Genomic DNA, 24,823 nt, shown 5'->3' with positions numbered 1-24,823 from the left:
TAACCGCGGCATGTTGATCGGGGAGGGCGCGGGCGCGGGCCGCGGTGGCACGATGGGGCGGGCACGGCAACGGGAGGACACCCATGATCGAATCCCTGGCGGCGGTCGCGACGGCCGCTTCGACGACGCTCGTCGCCGCGATGGCGACGGACGCCTGGGGCGCCGCGCGCTCCGGGTTGCTGCGGCTGTTCGGGCGGCATGACGCACCCGAACAGGGTGCGCTGGTGGCGCTGTTGGAGAGCGAGGCCGCGCTGGTGTCCGGGGCGGAGGATCCGGAGGCGGCGCGCCGGCAGTTGGCAACGGCTCGAGCAGTTCCTTCGCGCGCACCCGGAGGTGGCCGACGACGTGCGTGAGCTGACCCGGCGGCTGCAGGACGAACTGCCCGCCCAGCAGCGCCACTGGGTGCAGCACGTCGAGGCGCGCGACCACGGGCAGGCGTTCGGCGCGCAGGGTGGGAACGTGATCGTCCATCAGGAGCCCGGCGCCGGCCGCGGTGACCGCGCGACGTGAGCGAGCAGCACGTCAGCGCGACGGGCGGGTTCGCCTACGGTGTCGTCGGCGCGGATATCCATGTGTTCGGCGACGGCACGCCGTTGTACGTGCTGCGCCGGTGGGCGCCGACCCCCGAGGCGGATCCGCAGTGGCTGCGGCAGCAGCCCAGTCGGATGCTCCACGCTCGGTTCGCCGTGGCGCCGTTCACCGGGCGGGAGGACGAGCTGGGAGCGCTGCACGCCTGGTGCGCCGGCGGTCCGCAGCGGGCGGCGCGCTGGCTGCACGCGCCGGGCGGGCAGGGCAAGACCCGGCTGGCCCAGCAGCTGGCCGCCGAGTTGTCCGGGCAGGGCTGGAAGGTGGTCACCGCGGTCCAGGGGCCCGGGACCGTGCTGCCGCCGCCCGGCAGCCAGGACCTGACGCCGGACAGTGCGGCCGGGCTCCTGCTCTTGGTCGACTACGCGGATCGCTGGCCGCTGACCACCGTCACCTGGCTGTTCAGCAACGCCCTGCTGCACCGTCCGGACGTGCGCGCCCGCGTCCTGCTGCTGGCGCGCGGCACTGATTCGTGGCCGGCGCTGCGCGGGGCGCTCGCCAGTGAGCAGATCGACGTGTCGGCACAGGCCCTCGGGCCTTTGGACGAGCCGAGCGGCCCGGCGGCCGGGCAGGGCGAGCGGGGGGCGATGTTCCGTGCGGCACGCGCCGCCTTCGCCGAGCGGTACGAGATCGTAGCGCCGGCGGGCGAACCCGACCTCGCCGACGACGACTTCAGGCTGGCGCTCGCCGTGCACATGGCCGCCCTGGTCGCCATCGACGCCGCGGCCTCGGGACGGCGCGCCCCGCCCGATCTGGCGGGGCTCACCCTCTACCTCCTCGACCGCGAGCACCTGGGCTGGGTGCTGCTGCACGACCGGCGGGGCGCGGGACGGATCACCCTGCCCCCGGCCGTCATGAACCGGGTGGTCTTCGCCGCCTCCCTGAGCGGCGCGCAGCCGCAAGAGCAGGGAGCACTGCTGGTGGACGCGCTGGCGGTCGGGCAGCCGACACCCACCGTGCTGGCGGACCACGGCGTCTGCTATCCGCCGCCCGAGGGCGTGGACGGCACGGTCCTGGAACCGCTCTATCCGGACCGGTTGGCGGAGGACTTCATCGCGCTGACCGTGCCGGGCCACACGGCCGACTACCCGGCGCAGGCGTGGGCGGCGGACACCGCGGGCGCCGTGCTGCGGCACGGCTCCGGCCCCGCCCGGGGGGTGTCGACGCTGATCGCGGCGGCGGGCCGCTGGCCGCACCTCGGGCCCGCCTGCCTGTATCCGCTGCTGGCCGACGATCCCGGCCTCGGCGTCGCCGCCGGGGGCGCTGCCCTCACCGCTCTGGCCGAACTGCCCGACATCACCACGGCGCTCTTGGAGGACGTGGTGGACGCCGTGCCGCACCCGACCCCCGCGAACCTCGTGGTGGGACGGGCCGCCGTCAACGTCCGGCTGTTCGCGTCCCGGATCGCCGCGGCACCGGACCGGCACGAACGCGCCTGGCTGTACGCCGGGCACGGCAACGACCTGCACGAACTGGGGCGCAGGGAGGAGGCGCTGCGGGCGGCGCGCCGCGGGGCCGAGCTTTTCCAGGAGCTGGCAGCCGACGATCCGGAGACGTACGAGGAGCACGTCGGCCGCACCTTGACCAACGTCGCCGGTCTGCTGCACCGCACCGGCGACGTCGACGAAGCGGTGGCGACGCAGCAGCGCGTGGTGGACCTCTTCACCCGTCTCGCCCGGGACGATCTGCGCCGGTACGAACCGTACCGGGCGACCGCGCTGGCCAATGTCAGTGTGCATCTGGAGTCGGCCGGTCGGTGGGAGGAGGCGTACCGGGCCAACCAGGAGGCGGCCAGCGCGTACCGCAGGGCCGCCGTCGACGATCCGGGGCAGCGCAGAGGGTTGGCGATCGCGCTGTCCAACGGGTCGGCCCTCACGTTCCGTCCGCCTGCGGAGGACGTCGCCCTGCGCGAAGCGGTTGAGTTGGGCCGGGAGTTGGTGCGCGAGGGGACGCTGGTCGAGGACACGCCGCTCGTCGCGTCGCTGGAGCGGCTGCGCGAGCACCTGTCCTCGCGCGGGCGCCACGTGGAGGCCGTCGAGCCGGCGCGGGAGGTGGCCGAGCTCAACCGGCGCCTCGCCGAGGCCGATCCGCACCGGTACACCTCTGCGTGGACGACGGCGCTGATGAGCCTGCACGGGATCCTGCTCGACGCAGACCGTCCCCGGGAGGCCGTGGAGGTCGGCGAGGAGGCGGTGACGTGGCTGCGCCGGCTGGCCGACCGCGCGCCCGCCACCTACATGTCGTCCCTGGGCGACGCGGTGTCGCGGCAGAACAGTGCGCTCCGGGCGGCGGGCCTGCCGCCGGAGCCCGAGGCCGACGTTCCGCGGCGGGTGCTCGACCCCGACTCCCTGGGCCGACAGGTGCCGGAGGCTCGGATCGCGGTGGACGGGTGGCTCCCGGAGCTGCTGCCCGTGCCGCACGTGTCGGCGGCGGTACTGGAGGACACGGCGAGCGGGCTCGCGCGTCGACGGGACTGGCCGGCGTACTGGGAGCTCGTCCGCTCCGCTCCCCTCGCCGACGCGGTGCACCTCGTGCACCGGATCCCGCGGCGCGCCGGGGCGCCGGACCATCCGCTGGAGGCGGAACTGTTCGGCTGGCTGCGGTCCCTCTCCCCGCGCCGCGCCCGGGCCCTCGTAGATGGGGCGGCTGGCGCGGCCACCCGGACGCTGCCCGAGGACTTCGGCGTGTTCTCCGCGGCGCACAGCGCGTTCGGGCACGGCGGCGAGGTGCTGGCCACCGCGCACGTGACGGACGACCCGGACGAGCAGTCGCGCGAGGTGATCGAGACCCTTGAGCCGGAGTCCGGCACGCGGACTGTGCTCCACCGCGGCCCCGTGTGCCACACGTCGCTCGCCGTCCTGGGCCCCGGGGACGTGGTCGCGCTGCGCCGCAGCGAGGGGTACGCGGCCCGGGCGGAACTGGTCCGGCACACGTCGTTCGAGACGCGGGTGCTGGCGCAGAGCCGCACGCTCACCGGAGCGCACCTGGCGGCCACGGCGTACGGATGCGTGGTCTCGCTGCCTCTCACGCCGCAGGTCCTGGTCCTGAAGACGACCGGGGAGTTGCGCCAGGTCGACCTCGGGCAGTGGGCGCTGAGCACCGGCGGTCCGATGGCGGTGACCCCCAGGGGCGACCGCATGGTGCTGTGCGACGGCTACCGCCTGATCGCCGTCCACGCCGCACTCGGCCACGCGCTGGACGCGGCCCCTGTACCGGCGGAGCACGCGCCGGTACGGGAGCTGGTCTTCGCCGGGGAGGACGCGCTCGTGACGGCGGGGCGGCACGGCGGGCTGGTGCTGTGGCGGCTGGACGCTGGCGGGATGCGGCCGGTGGCGTCCCGCGACACTCCGATGCTGTCGCAGCTGTGTGTGGTCCCGGCCTGGGACGTGGTCGGCGGTCACGCCGGCTCCGAGGGCCGGGTTCGCTTCTTCGACGCGTGGCGGGGTCTCGCCCCGGTCGATGCCCCGCCCGCGATCGTCGGCTCCGCCCGTCGCTTGCGCGCGGTGCTGGCGGCGCCGGGCGGACGTCACGTCATCTACTCCGGGCAGCTCGACGTGGAGGCGCCGCCGCGGCGCCGCTCCTTCGCGTTCGTGACCCGGGTGCACGATCTGCACCATCCCGGTTCGCTGTTGCGGCGGTCGCCGGCCGGTTTGGGCGACGCCGAGCGCGCGGCTTTGGCGCGGGCTGACGGGGATAATCCGGGCGTGCGCGACCTGTTGCGCCTCGCGCACGTGATGGCCACCCGCCTCTGACCCCCCAGGGAGCGTGAGCGTCGAGAGTGCGTACGGGTGACCCGGGCCCAAGGACGGCGGGAGGGTGCCACTCGGGTGCGCAGTCATGATTGCCGAAGTTCTGGTTCCACTCGACGAGCACGCGGGCGTCTGCCCTTTGGCCGTACAGCCTAAGGGCGCAGGACTCCGACGCCGTAGACCTCCAGCGTGCCGTCACTGAACCCGGCTTCCTACTCCGCGGTCATGTCCGGCCCGTACTTGTAGAACTTCTCGTCCGCGACCACGGCGAGCACGGGGCTGGGGTCGTCCTCGAAATGGGCCCGAACATGCTGCGCTGCCAGGCCAGTTCGGCCATGGCTCCCGCGCGGCTGGAGCGGGTGGTGAGGTGGCGGACCCGGTCACGGTGGTTGGGGTACTCGTCCGTGTCGTACAGCCACGCCTCCGAACTGGTCCTGCGCGTACATGTCGGCGCCATTGTGCCGGTGGCGCAGGAACCCGAACGGCTTGCCGTCCACGGGGACAGGGTGCCGCTTTGTGTACCACTCGCAGGTGATGCCGGCGTGGCGCAGGAGGCGCTGCAGGCGGGGGAAGCGCGCGAAGCGGGTGCCGCAGTTGCAGCAGGTGTACACCTTCCATTTGGACGGGTCGGTGACCGTGTCGTGACGGCAACGGGGGCACTGGTAGGCCTTGTTGCTGTTCCAGTCGATGATCGGCGAGATTTCCGGCATGGCGACTCCCGGGGCTGGAAGGGGGTGGGGATTGCGGGACGGGCGTGGCGGCGCGGGGTGGCCGCGGTTCACTGCTCGGCGTAGGCGGCCAGCATGGCGACGATCCCTTGGGAAAGGCCGGACACTTCGACGCTGACACTCCCGCCCGACACTCCGATGACGGCGCACACGCTGTCGTGCTGGACGGGGCTCCCATGGCCGTGCGGCGGGCAGGCGCGTTGCCAGATCACCCGTGTGCGGCGGTAGGCCTCCTCGACGCGCGCTCCGGGGAGGGCGCCGGCCACGGCGCGGCGGCCGCGGGCCTCGGCCTCCTTGCGCGCGGTGAACTCGGCGGCGAGTCGGGAGGCCTCAGCTTGTCGTTTAACGTCGGCGTGAGATGAGTCGAGCGAGTGACTCTGTGGGCCAGCAGAGCCATTGGAGAAGAGGGCTGGTGATCACGAACCAGTGGACGCTGATTCGGCCCTGCTTTTTGTCCAGGATCAGTGGGGCTTCGTCCCGGTAGACGTAGCGGAGGTATCGGCGACGGATCGGCGCTCCGGCTATCAGCAGCACTGGCGAGGTGACAAGGATGGCCACCGGGACCAGGGCCCTTGCTGTGATGAGCTTCGCTTTCTCCTCGTAGCGCATCCGCTCATTGTGCTGATGCTCGAAGTCGTTCGTCAGCCTGTCCTGCGGGGTTTGGCGCCGATCTTGTGGTGGGCGGGTCGGCTGGATGTCTCGCCGGTGGCAAGGACTCTGCCCACGTCATGGCGGGTGGCTTGGCGGCGGTTCTTCGAACCCGGAGGGCGGCCTGGTCCGGGCGGGGACGGTTCCGCCGGCTGCTGGCCGGACTCCGACACCGCAACCACCGCTTTCACGGCAGGTTCTGCTGCCGATGTCAGAGCGGCCTGACAGACTCCGCTCGCCCCGGCCCCCTCTCCGAAGACGGCAGGCGTCGCGACTCTGGCGGGGCCGATCCACGTGATCCGCCTGCGCCGGGCGCAGGGCCTGCCCAACCACCCTGTGTTCACGGTGAGCTGGGTGCTCGGCCTCCTGGCCGCCTCCGTTGCCCCGTGGGTGCTCGCGCCGGCGCTCGACCCAGACGGCAGCATGGGCAACCTGCAGGAGGCGTGGGTGATCGGTTTGCCGATCGGTCTCGTCCTGGGGCCGGTTGCCGGCGCGTCCTCTGGGCACGAGCGTCTCTCAACAGGCTCAGGACGTACCTTCCCGAGCGGCTGGGGCAGAAGTAGCACGAGATCCGTAGCGATGACCGGTGCCGCGAAGCTGTGCGGCTTCGCGGCGGAGAGGTGGCTGGCCTCTCCATACCGGCCATCGTGCGGCGTCTGGTCCGCCGGGCGTTCGTCGTTCCCTTAAACCAGAGGCCGCGGTCTTACGGTATCCCGCGTGTGACGCGGTGCGGTGTTGCCGTCAGGACGTCGAGGACCGGCGGGCGGCCAGTTCCTCGAGGCGGGAGCGTTTCCAGCGCTGCTGGCGCGGTCGGCCGGCACTGCCGCGGCGGTATTCGAAACCGTCGGGCTGCTCGAGGTCGGGCAGGAGCCCGTGCCCGAGCGCGCTGATGAAGCTGTCGGCGTTGCTGTATCCGAGGATGCGGGCTGCCTCGGCGGCGCCGACCAGGTCCTCGTTCTCGTCCTGATCGGCGGCCGGCAGTACACCGCGCTTGCGGGCGGCGGCGACGACGGTGGCCCGGCGCCACTTCTTGCGGGCTCCGCCGCGGCTGCCTTCCTCCCTCTCCAGGGTCTCCGGCTCGGGCAGTTCGGGGATGCGCCCCTGGTAGAGGGCGCTGGAGAAGGAAGCGACGCTGCTGTAGCCGAACAGGCTCGCGACCTCGGCGGTACCGAGCAACTCGTCGGGGTCCCCATCGACGGGTACGGGGGGCAGCGCGGCAGCCGGGGCGGAGCTGCGCCGGCCCTTGCCGGGCCGGTTGCTGGCCCAGGCGACGATCGTGCCGCGGCGCCACATCGGGCCGTCGACGTCCTCGTCGGGCTCGGGGAAGTACCCGGGCCGGTCGCGGAAGTAGGCGTCGATGGTGGAGGTGCGGGTGTAGCCGAGGAGCTTGGCCACTTCCCGCTTGGTCAGCAGCTCGTCCTGGTCGGCCTCGAGTACCGCGGCCGGCAGCGTGCGCTTCTTCGGGGCGCGCTTGGCGAAGAACGCCGCGACCTCGTCGTGGCGCCAGAACCGCTTGCGGCCCTCCGTGTGCGCGACCGCGGGGAAACCGCTGTCCGGGGCGTTGCTCCACTCGCTGATCCGGGGCTTGCTCGTGCCGAACTCGGACACGATCTGCGCGGTGTCCACGAGCCGCTCGGCGGGAGACATCGAACCCCTTTGGAAGGATTGGCAAGGCAGTGCCGGCGCCGGTCGAGCGCGACAAGTTCGATAATGCCAAAGCCGGTGGGTTCATGTCCAGCCCAGCGTGAGAGGCGGCTACAGAAGTTCCTCGCCAAGAAGGCAGACACCGAAGAGCGCGGCGCGTTCTTCCAGCTCCGTGTAGGCCATGGCGGCCGGCGCGGCATCCCAGGTCGCGAACGCGAGCGCGGAGACCGCCTCGCCGCGTGTCATCCCCTGCTCCCACGGCGTCCCCACGGCAGCGCACCGCTCGGCGAGCTGGGCGTCGGACAGGTTCGCGGCCTCCTGGCGGGTGCCGGCCTGAACGTCTGCGACGCCCTCGCACCAGGCGCGGTGGGCCCTGGCGAGAAGGTCCTGCAGCGCGTCCCGGTCACTCAGGCCCTGGGCTCTGGCGGCGAGGTCGAGAAGCAGGGCGGTGGGGTTGGTGTCCATGGTCATCTCCTTCATCCACTGTAAGGGGGTGTGTGCCGGGCCGGGTCCGAAGAGATTGGCCCGGCACATACGGGTGTCAGCTGTGGGCGGTGAAGCCAGCGCACGGCCGTTATGTCGCGTCATCTCGGCTTTCTTGCGGGGGTTGTTCTTGAGCGTCTCCCAGACCTGACTGCAGGGCGATGAACTCCGGGCCGTCGTCCGCGCAGACGACTCCGGGGTCGGGAGCCCCGCACGTTGCGGCGTGCCGGATCAGCTCGGTGATACGCCAGTCCGCGCGGAAGCTGTCGCCGCGCACCTGCTTGACCTCGGTCGCATATAGGGCGTATTCGTGAGCAGAATCTGCCGGTCGCCAGCGCTGACGATGATGTTGGCGGTCGGCAAACCCCAGTCGGCGAGCACCGTGAGAATGAACTGTCGGGTGGCAGTGGGGGCATGACCAGGAGGCCGGAGGCGGTCCGCCGCGGGACGGGGTCGGCGAAGGAGACGACGCCTCGCACTCCGTCGGCGAGCAGGGCGGCGTGGCAGGCGCAAGGAGCCAACTCTCGGAGTTGCCCGGGTATTCATCGAGCAGAACGAACCGGGAGCACTGGACAGACTGGCGTGGGGCCGGTTCTGAGCACCGTGTAGCCGCATTACCGCATGTCAGTGGAAAGTTGGCCAGTGAGGCGACGGTGCGACCGGCGGGTGGCGAAGCCTAGAAATGGTCAGGGAGCCACGGCTCGAATTGCACCGTGGCCTGGATCAGGGATTCGAGCGCATGGTCGGAGACGGCTTGGACGCCCGCCATGCGGGCTGCGATCGCGGATCGGTAGCCGCCGGCATACCAGACTGCGAGTTGTCCGGGGGTAAGGCGGACCTGGGTGGCTACGCGGGTCGGGACGAGTTCGGCCTTGCCGTCTTGGAGCTGTAAGGCGTAGTGGTCGGCGCTACCGCGCCCGTTGTCCATCTCGATGGGCAGTGTGGCGTGGAGGTCGCCGGGCCATCCGCGCAGGCGAATGGCCTCGGGGATGTTGAGGATGCGCAGCATCCAGGGGTGCCAGGATTCGGCGTTAGGACGGTGGTGGTGCAGGTGGTGCAGCAGCGTGGGGTACGGGGGGAGGGCGCCGCGGCGGAACTCGATGGTCTGGGCCCGGGTGTTGTGGCGTCCGAGGAAGGCGAGCATGGCGAGCGCGGTGCGGTGGTCCGCGGCCCAGAAGTCGTGTACGACGAGGTTCATGCCGTGGCGCTCGCGCCGCCTGGTGGTGAGGGTCAGTAAACCGGTCGGGCCTTGGCCGGGGGTGCGGAAGCGGTAGGTGGTCAGGTTGCTCTTGCGCTGCTTCCAGCCCGACCACCAGGCGGGGCGCTCGACGGGGCCGTTCCAGAGACGGGCGAGGGCGCGCTGGAGGTCATGGGTATGCGTCGGATCGCTGTGGTCGACGTCGAGGTCACCGCTGGGGAAGGAGCGTCTGAGGTCGTCGGTGGCGATGGCCCAGGCGAGAACCGGGACGGGGGCTTCGTAGCCGAGCCGGCGGGCGTAGCCGGTGGACGAGGTGGAGATCGTGGAGATGACCGCTCCTTGCTCTTGTAACGGGCGCAGCCGCTCGGCGGTCATGCGGGCGGCCAGGTGCTCGCCGCGTTCCTCAGGAGCGACGCAGCCGGAGCCGAGGCAGGCGCTGGGGACCGGTCGGCCGCCGAAGTACTGGTGGACGAGGAGTCCGAGGCCGCCGGCAACGACACGGCCATGGCGGGTGGCGACGCGCAGGTCGGCGTGAGGGCGCAGGTCGGTGATGTCGCGGACGGGGTGACCGTAGGCGCGGGTGGCGAGCTCGTCGTACTGCTGCCACCGGTCCTCTTCGGCCGCAGTGAAGGTCAGGTCCTCGGTCATCGATTGCCCTTCAGTAGTTGGTTGCGTCCCGTACGGCGTCGGGGTCGGTGGGGACGAGGAAGGTCCGGGTGAAGGCGAGCACGGGGGTGTCGTCCTGGTTGTGTCCCTCGGTGCGGCAGGTGATGAGTCCGCTGCCGGGGCGGCTGGCGGAGTGGCGCCGGTGGAGGACCTCGGTGGTGGCGTAGAGGGTGTCGCCGATGAAGACGGGCGCGGTGAAGGCGACGTCGGTGAGGGCGAGGTTGGCGAGGGTCAGGCCACTGGTGCTGCGTACGGTCATCCCGGCAACGAGGTTGAGTGTGACGCCGCCGCAGACGAGGATGCGGCCCCATTCGGTGTGGGCGCTGTAGTGGGCGTCGGTGTGGATGGGGGCGCTGTTCCCGGCCAAGGCGGTGCCGAGAAGGTTGTCGGTCTCGGTGACGGTCCGGCCGGGCCGGTGCTCGATGGTCAGTCCGGGGGTGAGGTCGCGGTAGCCGAGGCCGATGTTCTCGCGGATCCGGTTTCCGGCGAGGCGTCGGTAGCCCTGGGGCAGCGGATCAGCCATGCGTGGCCTGCTCGGTGAGTGCGGGCCTGGCGGCGTCGATGTCGCGGACGAGGGCCTGGGCGGCGGCGAAGAAGGGGGCGCCGACCATCGCGCCGTTGACGGTGGTGATGCCCTGGCCGCTGTGCTGGCCGGCGGTGACAATCGCGCGTGCCTGGGCGATCTCTTCGTCGGTGGGGGCGAACGCTTCGTTGATGACGGCTGCTTGGCGGGGGTGGACGGCGCCCTTGCCGTAGAAGCCGAGGGCTTTGGCAGCCCGGGCTTCGGCGCGCAGGGCGTCGAGGTCGTTCAGGCCGAAGGCGGGGGCGTCGATGACGGGGAGACCAGCAGCGGCCGCGCTGTTGATCAGGGCGCACCGGGCGTAGTGCAGGGCGTCCCAGGTGAGTTGGCAGCCCACGGCCGCGGCGTAGTCGGCGGAGCCGAAGACAACCCCGCCGAGCCGAGGCGCGGACATGATCGACGGCAGGTGGTCGAAGGCGCGCGGGGTTTCGATCAGGGCCCAGATGTCCGGGACGTAGCCGTCGGCGTCGAGCACGCTGGCAACGAGTTCGATGTCCCGGGCGGACTCGGTCTTGGGCACCAGGATCAGGTCCGGCTTGGCGGTGTAGTCGGCGAGGGCGACGAGGTCCCTAGCCCCTTCCAGAGCGGTCGGGGCGTTCATCCGCACGCCGAGCGTGCACCCGGCCTCTGGGGGATTGAAGAAGTGGTGGGCCTGGGTGCGGGCGGTCTGCTTGTCCTGCATGGCCACGGAGTCCTCCAGGTCGACCAGGGCGACGGCGGCGCCGCAGTTCTGGGCGGCCGGGAAACGGTCGGGTCGCACGGCCGGGGTGATGATCCAGGCACGTGCGGGCGTGGGGCGTTGGGCCATGGTGGGGTTCACCTTTCGCTGCGCTTGGACTGGATGAGCTGGTCGAGGTCGGCCAGAGTGGCGGTGGCTTTGATGGCGGCGTCGGGGACGTCGATGCCGTAGCGGTCGGCCAGGAGCACGGACAGCTCGACGACCGCCAGGGAGTCGAAGCCGGCCGCGTCCAGGCTGGCGGTGGGGGTGATCTGCTCCGCGTTGAGCTTGAGGTCGTCGGTCAGGAGGTCCATCAGGTCGTGGTGGATCACGGTTGCCTTCTTCCGTTGCGGGCGGGCGGGAGCTCGGGCCAGGTGGCGGGAGCCGCGCCCCAGGTCAGTCCGGCGCCAAATGCGGCGAGCACCAGGCGCATGCCGGGCTTGAGCTGTCCCGCGGCGGAGGCCTGGGCCAGCAGGAGGGGGATGGAGGCAGCGCCGGTGTTGCCGACGCAGGCGATGTTGTGCAGCTGCCTGTCGCTGTCGAGGGCGAGTTGGCGGGCGACGAGGTCGGTGATCCGAGCGTTCGCCTGGTGCGGCACCAGGTAGTCGATGTCCGCCGTGGTCCACCCGGCCGCTGCGATGGCCTGCCGGGAGGCGGTCACCATGCGGTCGACGGCGTGACGGAAGACCTGCGCCCCATGCAGTTGCAGCGCACCTGGGCGGTCGGCCTGGATCAGCTCGGCGTGGGTGCCGTCGCTGCCCAGGAGGACCGGGCCGAGCGCGCCGCTCTCCCAGGGCTGTCCGCGGCGCAGCACCATGGCGCCCGCCCCGTCGCCGAACAGCGGGACGGTGCTGCGATCGTCGGGGTGCGGCAGGGTGGATAGCCGGTCCGCGCCGATGACCAAGACCGCGTGGGCGATGCTGGTCGCGATAAGTCCGGCCGCGGTCGCCAGGGCGTACAGGAACCCGGTGCAGCCGGCAGCAAGGTCGAACGCGGGGGTGCCGGACAGTCCGAGGCGAGACGCGACCGTGGTGGCGGTGGCCGGGCAGGCGCGGTCGGGTGTGGTGGTCGCGAGTACCAGCGCTTGCACCGGCTCGGGCGACATCGCCATCGCCTGCTCGCCTGCGGTGACCGCCAGCTGCTCTGTGGAGCCGCCCGGTCCGGCGATGTGCCGCTGGGCGATCCCGGTGCGGGAGCGGATCCAGTCGTCGGTGGTGTCCAGCCGCGCGCAGAGGGTGTTGTTGGGCACCAGGGTGGCTGGCAGCGCGGAGCCGATGCCGCACAGGACCGCGGCCGGGGGTTCGGGGTGGGAGGTCATCACGCCCGCGTCGAGGTCAGCTGGCGGGCAACGTCCGCGATCAGGTCTTCCTGTCCGGCGACCACCTGGCGTGCGCCGAGCGCGAAGAACAGCTCCACCGGGTCGGTTCCGGTGGACTGTGCGATGTCCAGGACGGGCCTTTTGAAGCCGGAGAAGACACCGGCCAGACCGCTGACCAGGCTGACCGAGTCGATCGTGGGTGGGGCGGGCATCAGGTGCTCCTCGGCCAGATCGGCGGCGCGCAGCAGTTGGCGCAGGTCGATGCCAGTGACGTGGCCCAGGCGGTGAAGGACGGCCACCAGTACCTCGAGTTGGGTGTTCCCGGCGCCGGCGCCGAATCCCCGCGCGGTTGCGTCGATGATCCGGGCCCCCGCGTCGAGGGCGGCCAGGGAGTTGGCGACGGCCATAGAGAGGTTGTTGTGGCCGTGGAAGATGACCGGCACCGAGGCAGGCAGGGCCGCGGCGATCGCGGTGATCCGCTCGGTGGCATCGGCCGGCAGGTAGTGGCCGGCGGAATCGAAGATGCCCACGGCCTGGGCGCCGAACTCGACCATCTTCGCGCACTGGGCGGCCAGCTGCTCGGGGCTGGCCATGTGACTCATCAGCAGCACGCCGTGGACCTCGACACCGAGCTGGCGGGCGACGCCGAGGTGGCGTTCGGTCACGTCGGCCTCGGTGCAGTGCGCGGCGATGCGGACCACGTCGGCGCCGAGTCCGACAGCCGTGCGCAGGTCCTCCGAGGTGCCCCAGCCCGGGCCCATGAACACGGCCATACGGGAGTGGGTGAGCTCCTCGCGCACGACCTTGAGCATGTCCGTGTCGGACAACCGAGCGCGGCCGATCTGCAGGGAGGAGGCGCCCAGCCCGTTGCCGTGCCCGACCTCCACGACCGGCACGCCGGCCGCACTGGCCGCTCGCGCGTAGGCGCGGAGCTGGTTGGCGTCGAGCTGGTGGCGCACCGCGTGGTGGCCGTCGCGCAGGGTCGGGTCGTGGATCAGTACCTGGGTCGGCAGTTCGGGGGTGTGTCCGTACATGACGAGCTCCTCTTAGCCTCGGGGGATGGCTGTGTGCTCGCAGCGCTGCTCGGCCAGAAGCACGGCAGCGGCGTTGATGATGTCGAGGTTTCCGGCGTACGCCGGGATGCGGCCGCCGTGGGCGGTGACCTGAACGGCGACGCTGATCCGATCGGGGTCGGCGTGCAGTGAGGTCACGGTGAACCCGGGCGCGAACGCTTTGACGCGCGCCGCGGCGGCCTCGATGATCGTGCGGACCCGCCCCGGCTGGATGTCCGGGGCCAGCATGGTCATTGCGACCCGGAATGGAGGCGCGGGCCTCGCCGGGCTGAGGTTGACCATCACTTTCGCCTCGGGGACGCCGGTGAAGTGTTGGATGGCCGCCTGGGTGGTGGCGATGTACTCGTCCAGGTTCAACCGGGTGGCCCGGCCCGCGCTGGCGCTCGCCCCGGTGGAGACCACCTCGATGTACTGCGGAGTGCAGTGCTGGGCGAGCGCATGCAGCACGGGGATGGCTGCCTGGCCACCGCAGCTGACGAGGTTGAGGTGCCGGTGGGCGAGCGCCTCGGGGCCGTTGACGGTCGGAATGACCACCGTGCCGCTGCGGGTGGGAGTGAGGTCGATGAGGGTGGCGCGGGTGGCGGCGAGTCGCGCCCAGTGCCCTGCGTGGGCCTGGGCGTTGGAGGCATCGAAGACGATGTCGAACGGCCCGCCCGCGACCAGGGCATCTATGCCTCCAAAGGATGTGGGACAACCCATCTCGGCGGCCCGGGCCAGTCCGAGGCTCTCCCGGTTGCGGCCGACGACCAGCTGGCAGTCCAGCACGGGTGAGTGATGGAGCTTGGCGACCAGGTCGGTGCCGATCAGGCCGGCGCCGAGTACGGCGACGCGCGTGGGCCGTTCAGCCATAGTTCGCTCCTTCGAGGCGGCCGGAAGTCGACGAGGTCCCAGCGGGCCGCGCCGATCCCTGTGTGTGGATCAGCCGACCCGAAGGCATACGGGCGGCAGGTGCTGCGCCTGGGCCTGGACGGTCATCCCGGCGTTCAAGGGCAGGCTGGCGTGCACGGCGCCGGGCAAAACTAGATCGCCTGCGCTTAGCCCCGGCGACGTACCCAGGTCAGCCAGGCGGGCGGTGAGCCAGACCAACGCGCGCAGGGGATGACCCAGAACCGCACGTCCCTGCCCCGCGGCGATCGGATGTCCGTCGACGTGGATGACCACGCCCTCGTCGGCCAGGTCTGGCACGGCGTCGAGCGGCACCGTCTCGCCGACGACCACCCGGGCGCAGGACGCGTTGTCGGAGATGGAGTCCGCAAGGGTGATCTGCCAGCGGGCGAACCGAGTGTCGATGACCTCCAGCGCCAAGCACACGCCGGCCACTGCCGCGCGCACCTCATCGATGCTCAACCCCGGGCCCTTCAGGTCGTCGCCGAGCCGAAACGCGATCTCCGCCTCCACGCGCGGTGCCAGGAAGCCCTCCCGGGGCAGGGCGCTGCCACAAGACAGCAGCATGTCGTCGAGGAGAATCCCCGAGTCGGGCCCGGGGACCCCCATCTGCTGCTGCATCGCCTGCGAGGTCACCCCGACCTTGTGGCCGACGACGCGGGCGCCGTCACCGAGCCTTTGCGCGATACCCGCCGCTTGAATGCGGTAGGCGTCCGCAACCGACAGTTCGGGCCGCTGCATGGTCACCGGTGCCACCGCAACCCCGGTCTGTTCGGCCCTCCGCAAGACGGCGGCCGCCGAGGCCCACCGTCGCTCCAATTCATCCATTCGCAGCTCCTTCCAAGGATGGGGCGGGTGCACAGATGCGGGCCATGGGTGGAGGCGCGGACGACGAGGCGGGGTGCCTGCGTGACATCCGTCGGTCGAGGGCCTCCGGGCCTGATCGACAGTCAACCCGGCGTCTGCGCCCGGCGGTACGGTGGACGGCAGGCCAAGCGGTATATCGCGTATATCCCGGGGCAGGTGCCAAATGACCGCGCGCACACCGAACCGCAAACTCCGTGACCTGATCGCCGAGTCGGGCTGGACATACGAGGCCGTCGCCCGCGCAGTACGGTCGGTGGCCGCCGAGTGCAGCATGCACTTACGCACTAACAAGTCGAACATCGAGCACTGGATCGCCGGGGCCATCCCCCGCGCCGAGACCGGCCGGTTCCTCGCCATCGCTCTCTCCCGGCGCCTGGGCCTCCTCCTCACCCCCGCTGACCTGGGCCTGCCAGACGCCGGCGAAGGCGACCGTGACAGCATCGGACTGTCCCTCGGGGCCGAACCGCTGGACGTCTTGCTGCCCATGTGGAGGTATGAGTTGGACCGGCGACGCTTCCTGTTCGCGTCCGCGTACTCGGTAGCCGCCGCCGCCCTGCCGCTGGATCACGCGAAGGAGATCGCCGACCGCACCGCCGCCGTGCGCACCGGACACACCGTCGGCATGGCCGAGGTCGCAGCCGTTCGCGACATGATTGCCGCCTTCTCGGAGATGGACGAACGCCACGGCGGCCAGCACGGCCGCTCTGCCCTGGTCACTTACCTACGTGACGACGTCGCCCCGCTGTGCCGCGCCCGCTTCGCCACCGACAACGTACGCCAGCAGATGCTCTCCGCCGCCAGCCGCGGCGTGCACCTGCTCGGCTGGAAGAGCTACGACGCCGGCCAGCAGGGCCTCGCTCAGCGCTACTACCTGCAGTCCTATGCACTCGCCTACGAGTCCGACCTCACTGGCCACGACGGCTTCGTGATGCGCACCATGGCCATGCAGGGCCTGAAACTCCACCGTCCCGAGCACTGCTTGGGCCTGGCTGAGACCGGCCTGAACCGCGCCAAGGGCCGCGTCGACGCGCAGACCGAAGCCCTCTTTCGGATCGTGCACGCCCACACCCTGGCCAAGTCCGGCAAAGCCCGCGCCGCCCTCGCCGAAGCCGACCAGGCCCGTGTCCTGCTCACATCTGCCCCCAGCGACGACGTGCCGTTCTGGGCCCTGGCGTGGGGCCCGCCAGCTGCCTCGGTGTACTCCCGCACTGCCAAGGTCCACGAAACCCTTGGCAACCATCGGGCCGCCGCCGAGCAGTACGCGCTGGCCGCAGCTTCCCGCCCTGTCGGCACCTACGCCCGGATCGTCGCGCTCGACCTGGTGGCTGGCGCCGAGATGCTCCTCAAACGCGGCAGCATCGAGCAAGCCTGCGCCACCTGGCACCAGGCGATCGACCACATGGACGGGGTGCACTCCGTACGAACCCGGAAGGCCGTCAGCCGCATGCGCACCGACCTCGCCCGCTTCCGGGCCCGCGGGCTGCGCTGCGCCGCCGAGCTCGACGAACGCGCCCGCAGCTTCCTCGCCACCGCATGAACCTTGATCCATCAGGCCCGTCCCGGGGACGTCACCCCGGCGTAGCGCCACCGCGGAGCTCCGCGAATCGCCGCACGACCGGCTCTAGGTAATCCGCGTGCGGACCGTCCAGGTCTCCGAGTTCGGTCGGCGCGCCGACCAGCGCGATCTGATTGAGTTCGGGCTCGTGCCCCCGCGCCCGCTCGGTGGCCGTCACCGAGGCGAAGCGCCGGTACAACTCCTTCCCCGGCTGCGGCACGGCGAGGAAGACCAGCCCGATGCTGCGGTTCTCGCCCCGCGTCACGGCCCACAACTGCAGGTCCTGCGGCGCCAGCGGGGCGCCGATCTCCTCGGCCAGCTCCCGGGCTGCATCGCCACGCACCCCCACCTCATCCAGCACCCCCCGCTCGCCGGGCGGCTCCACTGAGCCACCCGGCAGCTGCCAGCGCCCCGGAGCAGCCGTCGAGGGAGACATCTGCACCACCAGCATCCGGCCGTCTTCCGTCGGCTGGACGACGTTGACGAACAAGGACGGCAACCACGAGGTGTTGCCCGGTACCCGGCGCAGCGCGTAGTGCCGGTAGGTCACCCGGGCCCAGGACAGCAGCAACTCGCCCGGGCCCTTCCACGCCGCGCCCGCGCAAGCCGCCACCGGCCCGTCAAACAGACTCGGATTGGCTGCCAGCGCCTTGCTCCAAACCGCGTCTCTGGCTTGCTCCTCCTGCGGGGTGAGGTGCGGCGCCTCGACCTCCGCTAGCAGCAGCCGACGCACATCAAGAAACTCGACCCCCGTCGAGGGCGCTGTCTCGGTCACGAGCACATGCTAGTGCTGCGCCGCGGAAGTTCCGCCGATGGCCATCGGGTCGTTGACCGAGCATGGTGCTTGACGCTGATGATCGGCGTGTGCTGGAGGCACGAGTACGGGCTGATACCACGCCGCAGCGCGATGCCCGCCGGGCTCACATAGTCCTGCTCGCGGCCGGTGGCTGTCCGGCCTGGCGGATAGCGGAGATCGTCCGGGTAGATGTCTCGACGGTGGTGCGATGGCGGGACCGGTTCGTCCGGGAGGGAATGGCCGGACTGAAAGACCGGCCCCGCTCGGGCCGGCCGCCGGTCTACGGGCCGCAGGTGAGGCTGCGGGTCGTGGCGGCGGCCACCAGCACGCCGCCGCACCCCTATGACGGCTGGTCGCATCGGCTGATCGCCGATCATCTGGCGGACACGGGCATCTCCGCCTCCCAGGTCGGACGCATCCTGGCCGAGCTGCAGCTCAAGCCGCACCGGGTCCGAGGCTGGCTGACCCGCCCCGCCGACCCGCAGTTCTTCGCCAAGGCGGCCGAGGTATGCGCCCTCTACCGCAATTGCCCGCCGGGCTCAATGGTGCTGTCAGTGGACGAGAAGACCGCGATGGCCGCCCGCTCGCGCAAGCAGCCCGGCTGGCCGCCGGGCCCGGGGCGGGTGAGGCGGCGGGAGTTCGAGTACATCCGCCACGGCATCGTCTCGGTCACCGTCGCGCTGGACGTGCACACCGGTCAGGTGGTCATGGAGGAGCTGAAGCGCAACGACTCCGCGCACTTCATCCGGTTCCTGGCCCGGCTTCAGCGGTGCATTCCAACCGGGCTGACGATCCATCTGATCCTGGACAACGGCTCCTCGCACACTTCCAAGGCCACCCGGGCCTGGCTGAAGCGGCATCCGCGGATCGTGCCGCACTACACCCCCAAGCACGCCTCCTGGCTGAACCAGGTGGAGATCTTCTTCTCCCTGCTGGCCCGCGCCGTCCTGCGTCACGGCGACTTCTCCTCCCGCACCGACCTGCTTGAGAAGGTCAGCGAATTCGCCATCGTCCACAACGAGACGGCTTTTCCGTTCCGTTGGAACTACGACGGTCGACCCCGCCGGACCCGGGACGAGCCCGCCGCCGCGAAGGAAGAGTGCCATGCCCGCTGACTCCGTCCTGCAGATCAAGGTCACCCTGGCCGACATCCACCCGCCGATCTGGCGACGGCTGCAGGTCCCGGCCGACCGCAAACTCGCACGTCTGCACCTGGCGATCCAGACCGCGATGGGCTGGGAGAACTACCACATGCACCTCTTCACCACCCCGGCTGGCGACTACGGACTACGCGACAGCGAACCCGGTCACCGCGACGAGCGGAAGGCCCCGCTGGATAAGGTCGCTCCCACCGCCGACGACACGCAACTAGGGTACGGCGTATGAGCCAGACTCCCGTCGACCCCGTCGCGCACAACCGCCTCGCCTGGGACCGCGAGGTGGAGGAGGGCAACGAGTGGTCCCGCCCGGTCGGCCCCGAGGTGATCGCGAAGGCGCGGGCCGGCCAGTGGTCCATCGTCCTGATCGGGTATGAGCCGGTCGACCCGACCTGGTTCCCGCCGGAGATCGCCGGTCGCGACGTGCTCTGCCTCGCCTCCGGCGGCGGGCAGCAGGGTCCGGTGCTGGCCGCGGCGGGCGCGCGGGTGACCGTCTTCGATAACTCGCCCCGCCAGCTGGCGCAGGACGAGATGGTCGCGGCGCGGGAGGGGCTCGACCTACGCACCGTGCTCGGCGACGCGCGCGACCTGAGCCCTTTCCCGGACGCCTCGTTCGACCTTGTCGTCCACCCGGTCTCCAACCTGTTCATCCCGGAGCTGGCGCCGGTCTGGCGTGAGTGCCACCGCGTGCTGCGCCCCGGCGGGACGCTGCTGTCCGGCTTCCTCAACCCGGACGTCTACCTGTTCGACGCCGAGTCCTTGGAGGCGCGCGGCGAGCTGGTGGTGCGCCACCGCCTGCCCTACAGCGACCTCACCCACCTGGAGCCCGCCGAGCGGGAACGGCTGTGGGGCCTCGACGCGCCGGTGGAGTACAGCCACACGCTCACCGAGCAGTTCGGCGGGCAGATCGCGGCGGGCTTCGCCATCACCGGCTTCGCCGAGGCGCCGCACCACTCGGAGGCCACCGCCGGCTGGCTCTCCGGCTACTTCGCCACGAAAGCGGTCAAGGCTGGCGCCGGTCACTGACCCTCCACCGGCCGGGCCAGGTCGGCAGTGCGGTGAGGCCGGCGGGCGGCTGGGTCAGCTGGGCAACGACCCTGCTGATACACAAACCGGGAACACCCCGGCCTCGGCAACCCCGCGTCGCTCATCATGCTGGCAACCGTGGGGCACCCGCACCACGCATGACCGCCTCGACATCGACGCCATCAACAAACACCTCACCGCCCGATAGCCATCGGCGGAACTTGTGCGGTGCAGCACTAGGGGTGCACCGATGCGCCGCCCAATGAATCCGGCCTGCGATGACCTCAATACGAAGATGGCTCCCAGAGCGCATCGGGCCGGTAGGAGTCGAATGGGTGGCGCGGGCGTCGGCAACCGCGCGAGCGGCGAACGGGGCGGGCTCGACGCGCTCGGGGCAGGACGGGACTGGGCACAGCGAACCTCCGGGACAGGGTGGCGGCCGGCGGGCATGCCGATGCCGCGATGGACGGTGTGCTGAATCGAGGGCGCGGTCAGCGCCTGGTGTCGCAGGCCACGGACCGCCTGGTCCGCCGCGCCCGTGCCGCCGCCCGGAGCGGGGGAGGCGGCTGGACACGGTGACGGCGCCAAAGGAGGGGCTCGGCGCGGACCGCCACCAGTCAGTCGTCGGCGCGGCGACCGGGACGGGGGCCAGACGGGGCCGGACGGGCCAAACCGGCGCGGTGAGCGGGCGGGGGCACGGGCCCGGCAGCCGCACGCGGGGCCGGAGCGGGGGGCGCGTCCGGCGAGGACGGCGGGCAGGGTGTCGTCGACGTAGGCGACGTGGTGGGTGAGGTCTCCCGCTCCATCGGGTCCCGCTCGCCGAACTCGTCGTCCTGCTCCCAGCAGGCGTCGCAGTGTCCGAACCACGTGCACGGCAGGAGGTACAGGGGGCGGTCGTGCATCTCGGTGATGCTGCCGTGGTAGGTGACGCGGCTCCCGATGAACAACCTGGGTGCGGGGGCGGTCTCAGGCATGGGCGGCCTGCCAGGCCTTCGTGTTCCACTCGCGGGTCAGTTCGTCGGCGTACGCGACGTCGCGCGCGGCCTCGGCGTCCAGCGCGGCCACGACCCGGACCCTGCCCCGGATCTGGTCCGCGCGGTGCTGGGCGGCGGCGGCCTGCTCCTGGCGCTCGGCCTCCTCCTTCGGCATGCGCTGAACGAGGTGGATCTGGTCGTCGCTGGTGAAGATCACGAGGTAGCGGCGGAAGTCCTCGATGCGCGAGGGGCGGGCCGGGCCGGTCGTGGTGTGGGCCAGCGTGGCGTGGGCCTTGTCCAGTAGCTTCGCCACTTTCTCGGTCGCCTTCACGCCCGTGTCTCGCTGGTGCTGGTTGCGGCCGTAGTAGACGCGGGCCTTGTCGCGGACTGGGGCGAACTCCACCGGGGCGTAGATGCTGATCATCCGGCGGGCGTAGGCGTCGTGCTGGTCGCGCTTTGCCTGGGCGGCGCGCGTGGTGTCGGTCGCCTTGCTCTGCGTCCAGCTCAGCGCGGTAGCGGAGCAGGACGTGCCGTAGTACACGACGTCTTCGGCGGTGCCGTCCTTGTTCCCGTCGGCGTCCAGCGGCATGAGCGCGACGGTGCGCGTGAGTCCGCGGCGGCCGCAGCAGCCGCACGTGTCGTAGTCGTCGACGATGCCTTTGATCGTCCACTTCCACATGAGCATGAATGGCCTTCCGTGGGGCGGTGGGTGTCGAGCTGCTGGGCGTTCGCCGGTGCGCCCTGTGCAAGGGAGGGGCGGACGTGTTTCTTGGCGCGCGCTCTGCTCGGCAGACGTGACGCGTTGCCGTTACGCGGCAGGGGCCGGCGGGGAGCGCTCCGCGCTCCTGATGCGGGGTTGAGCGCTCGGCGCTCGGGTCGCGGGCGGCCTCTGCGGGCTGTCAGGGCCGGCCGGGCACCCGTGGGGGAGTTGGGGTGCCCGCCCGGCGGTCAGGGGGTCAGACCGTGGTGAGGGCGAATGCCTTCTCCATCAGGTCGTTCGCCGCTCCGCTGATGACTCGCTCGGCGCGGGCGTCCGCCTTCTCGGCGTCGGTCTTGCCCCGGGTCGGGGCGACGTGGTTGGCGTACTCGGTGAGCGCGTTGTATCCGGCCCACCGCGTACCCCGGATACCGGCCTGGGCGTCGGCGTGGTCGAACAGGTTCGAGATCGCCCCCCACCGCTGGCGCTGGTTGGTCTTGGCGCGGGCGTGGTCGCTGTCCTTGACCGGCCACAGCTCGTCCACCACCGACTTCAGCTCGCTGAGCGTCATCTCGGCTTCGATCATGCGCTGTGCGGCCTGCTCGAACTCCTCGGCGTACCGGAACGTCAGGCCGAGGGCGGAACGGGCCTGCGCGATACGGGCCTTGGCTCCAGCGGTGTGCCGCACCACGAATGAGGACCGGGCCCCGTGGATGGCCGCACGCATGGTGTTCGCGCACACCACCCGGACCGGCGTCACCACGATGCGGAACGCTGAGCCTCCGTCGTGGCTGTTGAACGCTGCGATGTACAGATCAACGTCGTCGTTCCCGCCGATCGTGAGCCCCTGCGGCATCTTCATGGTCAGGAACACCTGACGGCCGTCCTTGAGCGATCCGGCGGTCTCGAAGTGCGCGCCGGACTCGTCGGCCAGAAGGTCGAGGAACTCGGCGTGTTCCTCGTTCTGTACGGGGTGGTAGTCGCTGCCGACCACGCCGAGCGTCTGCGTGCGGCCGGTCTTGGGGTGCGTGCGCGCGGTCGCGAAGTGCTGCGGTACCTCCAGTGGCGTGGTTCCGTCGGCCGTGATCTCGGTCGCGGTGAGGGGGAGGAGTCGCACGTTCCAGTCGGACAGAGACGCGATGCGCATGGCGTCTTCGGCGGTCATCGCGCCGTTGGTGACGGTGCCGAGCTTGTGCCAGGCGCTCGTGTTGGCGGAGGCGAAAGCGGCGGTGCCGTCGGTGAACTGCTCGATCTCGTGAGCCACTTGGGGCTTCCCTTCTGGTGACGAACTTTCGGCGTGTCCGGTAGGGGGCCAACCCTTCGAACTGGTTCCATAATACCTAACTCCGGGGGTGGGGCAACCGATTAAATCCCTGGTGCGCCCCACCCCCGGGGCGGCCTGCTGACCTGCGGTTACGACTGCGGCGACTTGTGCCGGGTCAGGTCACTCTTCCGGCTCGGCAAGGGCGGTGACGCCGTAGTAGAGGTACTCCGGCACGTGGAACACGTTGGTCTCGACCGGGTAGTACTGCGGGCGCTCGGTGACCATCCGGAACATCCGCCACCCATCGACCGAGTCTGTCTCCGACCACTCCAGAACCTTGCCGAAGCCTGCGAGCGTGTCACCGACAGTGAGGTACTTGACCTGTGCGCGGTAGCGCATGGTTCCGGTCCGGTCGCGGCCCTCTTCCTCGACCACATGGGCGCGGGGGTGGGTCTTGAGCTGCTTGGCGATCTTCTGATTCATGATCAGTTCCCTTCCGTGTGGGCTTACCGCTGCCAGTGCTGCGGCAGTGCCGTGACGCTCCACGTGTGGACTCCGGTCAGTGCGGTGACGAATGCGCCGTTCTTGTACTCGCTGAGGCGGTAGAGCACGGACTCTCGTCCTCGGCGGTCCAGCTCGCGCTCAATGCGCGTCACCCAGTAGCGGCCGTGGCAGCACTCCTGCGACCCGTGGTAGCTGACCAACTGCCCGATGCTGGGGCCGCTGTCCGCGTGTAGGGCGGCGGACAGGTTGGACAGGGCCGTACCGAACGTGTGGGGCGGCAACGGCACGTCGGCCAGCGCGGGCCCGGTGTGCCCGGCCCGTACGCCAGAGATCCATCCCACCTCGAACAGGGGCCGGGCCAACTCGCGCACGTCGTGCGGGAAACCGGTGTTCTCGGGGAGCCGTTCCAGCGCCGCCCGGAAAGCGGCCTCCATCTGCTCTCGCTCACCCTCGGTCGCCGGAACGGCGCGGTGGGCGGGCTCAATGCTCGTCATGCTCACAGTGATTTTCCCTCCGGTTGGTGTAGGTGCTGGGGCTGTCCGGGGGGCCCGGCAAACCGGGCCCCCCGGAATTGCCTCCTACTTCAGTCCGCGCGTCCGCAGAAATTCACTGATGCGGAATGCGACGGCTCGCACCGAAAGGGATGCTCCTCGGAACGTTCCGAGAATGCGGGGCCCGGTTTCGCTGTCGTGGATGATGTGGAACTCAAATCCCTGAGCGACCGGCAGAAGGATTCGGATGGGACCGGCCGTGGTCTCGAACCGAATTGACGTGGTGTTGTCGTCCTGGTTGTGCTCGATGACGGCGTCACGGAGGAGTTCCGGGCGCGGGAGGAAATTGGCGATCCGGCGGGCCTTTGCGGCCTGAGGGGTCGTGATCTCGTCCGTGCTGGGAGCCACCTTGCCTCCACTGATGACGATTTCCACGCTTACGCCTTTCTGTTGACGAACGTTCGGCGGTGCCGGTTAGGGGGCCACCCCTTCCGACATGTTCCATAATACCGCACTTCAGATCTGTTGCACCACCTCACGCGCAAACTCCTGCGCTATCTCCTGCGTCATCCCCTGCCCTCGACCAGCGGCCGGCCTTTCCAACCCCCCAGGTCAGGAGACCCCTTACGCGTGGTCGGGAAAGCTGACATCCCCTCTGCTGCCGCTCTCCCTGCCCGAATGAGAAGAAAGGTGGGGCGGGCTAGGACGGCGCGGCGGCCTCGGGGATCGGAGCCGGGGTTTCAGGTTGCGCGTCGGCAGGGGCCTCCGCGCCCGGACGCTGGCGCGCCCGCACCGCACAGCGGTCTGCCGGAGGCAGCCCAACCCCCCACCCCTGAACGGGCGATCGGGCCCCGGAGGGGCCGATCGCCCTTCCCTCGTATTCCGTGATTTACTTTTCCTCACGGAATACAATTCAAGTCCCCTCCGTTTTAAGGGAATCGGAGATTCCCCCCGAACCTCACCCCGGGAAAGGATGCATGACGAACCCTCAACCCAATCCCCAACTCAAACCCGAACTCTCTACCCCCACAATCAAAATCGGCACCCGAATTTGTGCCGGAGGCACAAACTCTCTCCGCCCGTCTTTTCGTGCCGGAGGCACGCAGGGTTATGGAATGGCCGGAGGCCAATTCCATAACCCATCGCCGGAGGCGGGCAATTCGCGCGGGGACGCGCGAAACGAGCGAAGCGAGTATTCGGCTGCCGGAGGCAGAGCG

At 70.6% G+C, this 24,823-nt stretch carries 25 protein-coding genes and 1 pseudogene; 7 read left to right on the top strand and 19 right to left on the bottom strand.

The window, feature by feature from the left end; all coding sequences use genetic code 11:
* Nucleotides 1-83 precede the first annotated feature (83 nt).
* From ACWD68_RS36515 to ACWD68_RS36505, 3 genes are read left to right on the top strand one after another with little or no spacing between them, the layout of a single operon-like run.
* Complete coding sequence (locus ACWD68_RS36515) at nt 84-353, top strand: hypothetical protein (RefSeq protein ID WP_451810769.1); 270 nt, start codon at nt 84-86, stop codon at nt 351-353.
* Nucleotides 346-510 (top strand): hypothetical protein, encoded by a 165-nt coding sequence (locus ACWD68_RS36510; protein WP_451810768.1) that lies wholly within the window; start codon nt 346-348, stop codon nt 508-510. The genes ACWD68_RS36515 and ACWD68_RS36510 overlap by 8 nt, the downstream gene beginning before the upstream one ends.
* On the top strand, nt 507-4,337 hold the full coding sequence (locus tag ACWD68_RS36505; RefSeq protein WP_451810767.1) for a hypothetical protein: 3,831 nt from the start codon (nt 507-509) through the stop codon (nt 4,335-4,337). Before ACWD68_RS36510 ends, ACWD68_RS36505 begins: the two co-directional genes overlap by 4 nt.
* Nucleotides 4,338-4,714: 377 nt before the next feature.
* Here the strand turns inward: ACWD68_RS36505 and ACWD68_RS36500 are convergent, their stop codons facing one another.
* From ACWD68_RS36500 to ACWD68_RS36440, 13 genes and pseudogenes are all read right to left on the bottom strand, one after another.
* Nucleotides 4,715-5,044, bottom strand: coding sequence for a hypothetical protein (locus tag ACWD68_RS36500; RefSeq protein WP_451810766.1), 330 nt, complete (start codon nt 5,042-5,044; stop codon nt 4,715-4,717).
* 68 nt (nt 5,045-5,112) lie between these two features.
* The gene (locus ACWD68_RS36495; RefSeq protein ID WP_451810765.1) at nt 5,113-5,328 is read right to left on the bottom strand and encodes a hypothetical protein; all 216 of its coding nucleotides are present in this window, start codon (nt 5,326-5,328) and stop codon (nt 5,113-5,115) included.
* A 375-nt stretch (nt 5,329-5,703) separates the two neighbouring features.
* Nucleotides 5,704-5,856: pseudogene (locus ACWD68_RS36490) on the bottom strand (NF041680 family putative transposase); the annotation flags it as partial.
* Between the two features lie 595 nt (nt 5,857-6,451).
* A complete protein-coding gene (locus ACWD68_RS36485) occupies nt 6,452-7,357 on the bottom strand; it encodes a helix-turn-helix transcriptional regulator (protein WP_451810764.1) in 906 nt (301 codons plus the stop codon).
* Between the two features lie 108 nt (nt 7,358-7,465).
* On the bottom strand, nt 7,466-7,819 hold the full coding sequence (locus ACWD68_RS36480) for a hypothetical protein (RefSeq protein ID WP_451810763.1): 354 nt from the start codon (nt 7,817-7,819) through the stop codon (nt 7,466-7,468).
* A 694-nt stretch (nt 7,820-8,513) separates the two neighbouring features.
* Entirely contained in the window at nt 8,514-9,683 is a 1,170-nt protein-coding gene (locus ACWD68_RS36475) for a GNAT family N-acetyltransferase (RefSeq protein WP_451810762.1), read from the bottom strand.
* Between the two features lie 10 nt (nt 9,684-9,693).
* Nucleotides 9,694-10,224 (bottom strand): MaoC family dehydratase, encoded by a 531-nt coding sequence (locus tag ACWD68_RS36470; protein ID WP_451810761.1) that lies wholly within the window; start codon nt 10,222-10,224, stop codon nt 9,694-9,696.
* Nucleotides 10,217-11,089, bottom strand: coding sequence for an HpcH/HpaI aldolase/citrate lyase family protein (locus ACWD68_RS36465; protein WP_451810760.1), 873 nt, complete (start codon nt 11,087-11,089; stop codon nt 10,217-10,219). Before ACWD68_RS36465 ends, ACWD68_RS36470 begins: the two co-directional genes overlap by 8 nt.
* 8 nt (nt 11,090-11,097) lie before the next feature.
* Nucleotides 11,098-11,331 (bottom strand): acyl carrier protein, encoded by a 234-nt coding sequence (locus tag ACWD68_RS36460; protein WP_451810759.1) that lies wholly within the window; start codon nt 11,329-11,331, stop codon nt 11,098-11,100.
* Nucleotides 11,328-12,317 carry a beta-ketoacyl-ACP synthase III gene (locus ACWD68_RS36455; RefSeq protein ID WP_451810758.1) on the bottom strand — a complete coding sequence of 330 codons (990 nt, stop codon included), beginning with the start codon at nt 12,315-12,317 and terminating at the stop codon, nt 11,328-11,330. Before ACWD68_RS36455 ends, ACWD68_RS36460 begins: the two co-directional genes overlap by 4 nt.
* Complete coding sequence (dmpG, locus tag ACWD68_RS36450) at nt 12,317-13,351, bottom strand: 4-hydroxy-2-oxovalerate aldolase (protein WP_451810757.1); 1,035 nt, start codon at nt 13,349-13,351, stop codon at nt 12,317-12,319. Before dmpG ends, ACWD68_RS36455 begins: the two co-directional genes overlap by 1 nt.
* Nucleotides 13,352-13,363: 12 nt before the next feature.
* Entirely contained in the window at nt 13,364-14,239 is an 876-nt protein-coding gene (locus tag ACWD68_RS36445) for an acetaldehyde dehydrogenase (acetylating) (RefSeq protein ID WP_451810756.1), read from the bottom strand.
* Nucleotides 14,240-14,308: 69 nt separating this feature from the next.
* Nucleotides 14,309-15,103, bottom strand: a complete 795-nt coding sequence (locus ACWD68_RS36440) for a 2-keto-4-pentenoate hydratase (RefSeq protein ID WP_451810755.1) — start codon at nt 15,101-15,103, stop codon at nt 14,309-14,311.
* Between the two features lie 202 nt (nt 15,104-15,305).
* Between ACWD68_RS36440 and ACWD68_RS36435 the strand changes: the two genes are divergently transcribed.
* Nucleotides 15,306-16,679, top strand: a complete 1,374-nt coding sequence (locus ACWD68_RS36435; protein ID WP_451810754.1) for a hypothetical protein — start codon at nt 15,306-15,308, stop codon at nt 16,677-16,679.
* A 31-nt stretch (nt 16,680-16,710) separates the two neighbouring features.
* On the opposite strand, the gene ACWD68_RS36430 is transcribed toward ACWD68_RS36435, so the two are convergent.
* A complete protein-coding gene (locus tag ACWD68_RS36430) occupies nt 16,711-17,472 on the bottom strand; it encodes an NUDIX hydrolase (RefSeq protein WP_451810753.1) in 762 nt (253 codons plus the stop codon).
* Nucleotides 17,473-17,561: 89 nt separating this feature from the next.
* On the opposite strand from ACWD68_RS36430, the gene ACWD68_RS36425 reads away from it, so the two are divergent.
* The 3 genes from ACWD68_RS36425 to ACWD68_RS36415 are packed head-to-tail and all read left to right on the top strand — an operon-like array spanning nt 17,562 to nt 19,676.
* Nucleotides 17,562-18,608, top strand: coding sequence for an IS630 family transposase (locus ACWD68_RS36425; protein ID WP_451810752.1), 1,047 nt, complete (start codon nt 17,562-17,564; stop codon nt 18,606-18,608).
* A complete protein-coding gene (locus ACWD68_RS36420) occupies nt 18,598-18,879 on the top strand; it encodes a plasmid pRiA4b ORF-3 family protein (protein ID WP_451810751.1) in 282 nt (93 codons plus the stop codon). Before ACWD68_RS36425 ends, ACWD68_RS36420 begins: the two co-directional genes overlap by 11 nt.
* Nucleotides 18,876-19,676 carry a class I SAM-dependent methyltransferase gene (locus ACWD68_RS36415; RefSeq protein ID WP_451810750.1) on the top strand — a complete coding sequence of 267 codons (801 nt, stop codon included), beginning with the start codon at nt 18,876-18,878 and terminating at the stop codon, nt 19,674-19,676. Before ACWD68_RS36420 ends, ACWD68_RS36415 begins: the two co-directional genes overlap by 4 nt.
* A gap of 966 nt (nt 19,677-20,642) precedes the next feature.
* On the opposite strand, the gene ACWD68_RS36410 is transcribed toward ACWD68_RS36415, so the two are convergent.
* The 5 genes from ACWD68_RS36410 to ACWD68_RS36390 all read right to left on the bottom strand — a co-directional run bounded on the left by ACWD68_RS36410 (nt 20,643) and on the right by ACWD68_RS36390 (nt 24,041).
* Complete coding sequence (locus ACWD68_RS36410) at nt 20,643-21,335, bottom strand: hypothetical protein (RefSeq protein ID WP_451810749.1); 693 nt, start codon at nt 21,333-21,335, stop codon at nt 20,643-20,645.
* A gap of 271 nt (nt 21,336-21,606) precedes the next feature.
* Nucleotides 21,607-22,611 carry a DUF932 domain-containing protein gene (locus ACWD68_RS36405; protein ID WP_451810748.1) on the bottom strand — a complete coding sequence of 335 codons (1,005 nt, stop codon included), beginning with the start codon at nt 22,609-22,611 and terminating at the stop codon, nt 21,607-21,609.
* A gap of 180 nt (nt 22,612-22,791) precedes the next feature.
* On the bottom strand, nt 22,792-23,094 hold the full coding sequence (locus ACWD68_RS36400; RefSeq protein ID WP_451810747.1) for a hypothetical protein: 303 nt from the start codon (nt 23,092-23,094) through the stop codon (nt 22,792-22,794).
* A 23-nt stretch (nt 23,095-23,117) separates the two neighbouring features.
* Nucleotides 23,118-23,609, bottom strand: coding sequence for a hypothetical protein (locus ACWD68_RS36395; protein ID WP_451810746.1), 492 nt, complete (start codon nt 23,607-23,609; stop codon nt 23,118-23,120).
* A gap of 84 nt (nt 23,610-23,693) precedes the next feature.
* On the bottom strand, nt 23,694-24,041 hold the full coding sequence (locus tag ACWD68_RS36390) for a hypothetical protein (protein ID WP_352054168.1): 348 nt from the start codon (nt 24,039-24,041) through the stop codon (nt 23,694-23,696).
* Nucleotides 24,042-24,823: the final 782 nt, after the last annotated feature.

The organism is Streptomyces sp. NPDC005141 (genome assembly GCF_053599975.1).
Note: the sequence above shows the minus strand (reverse complement) of the source record. Positions and strands in the feature narration are given on the sequence as shown.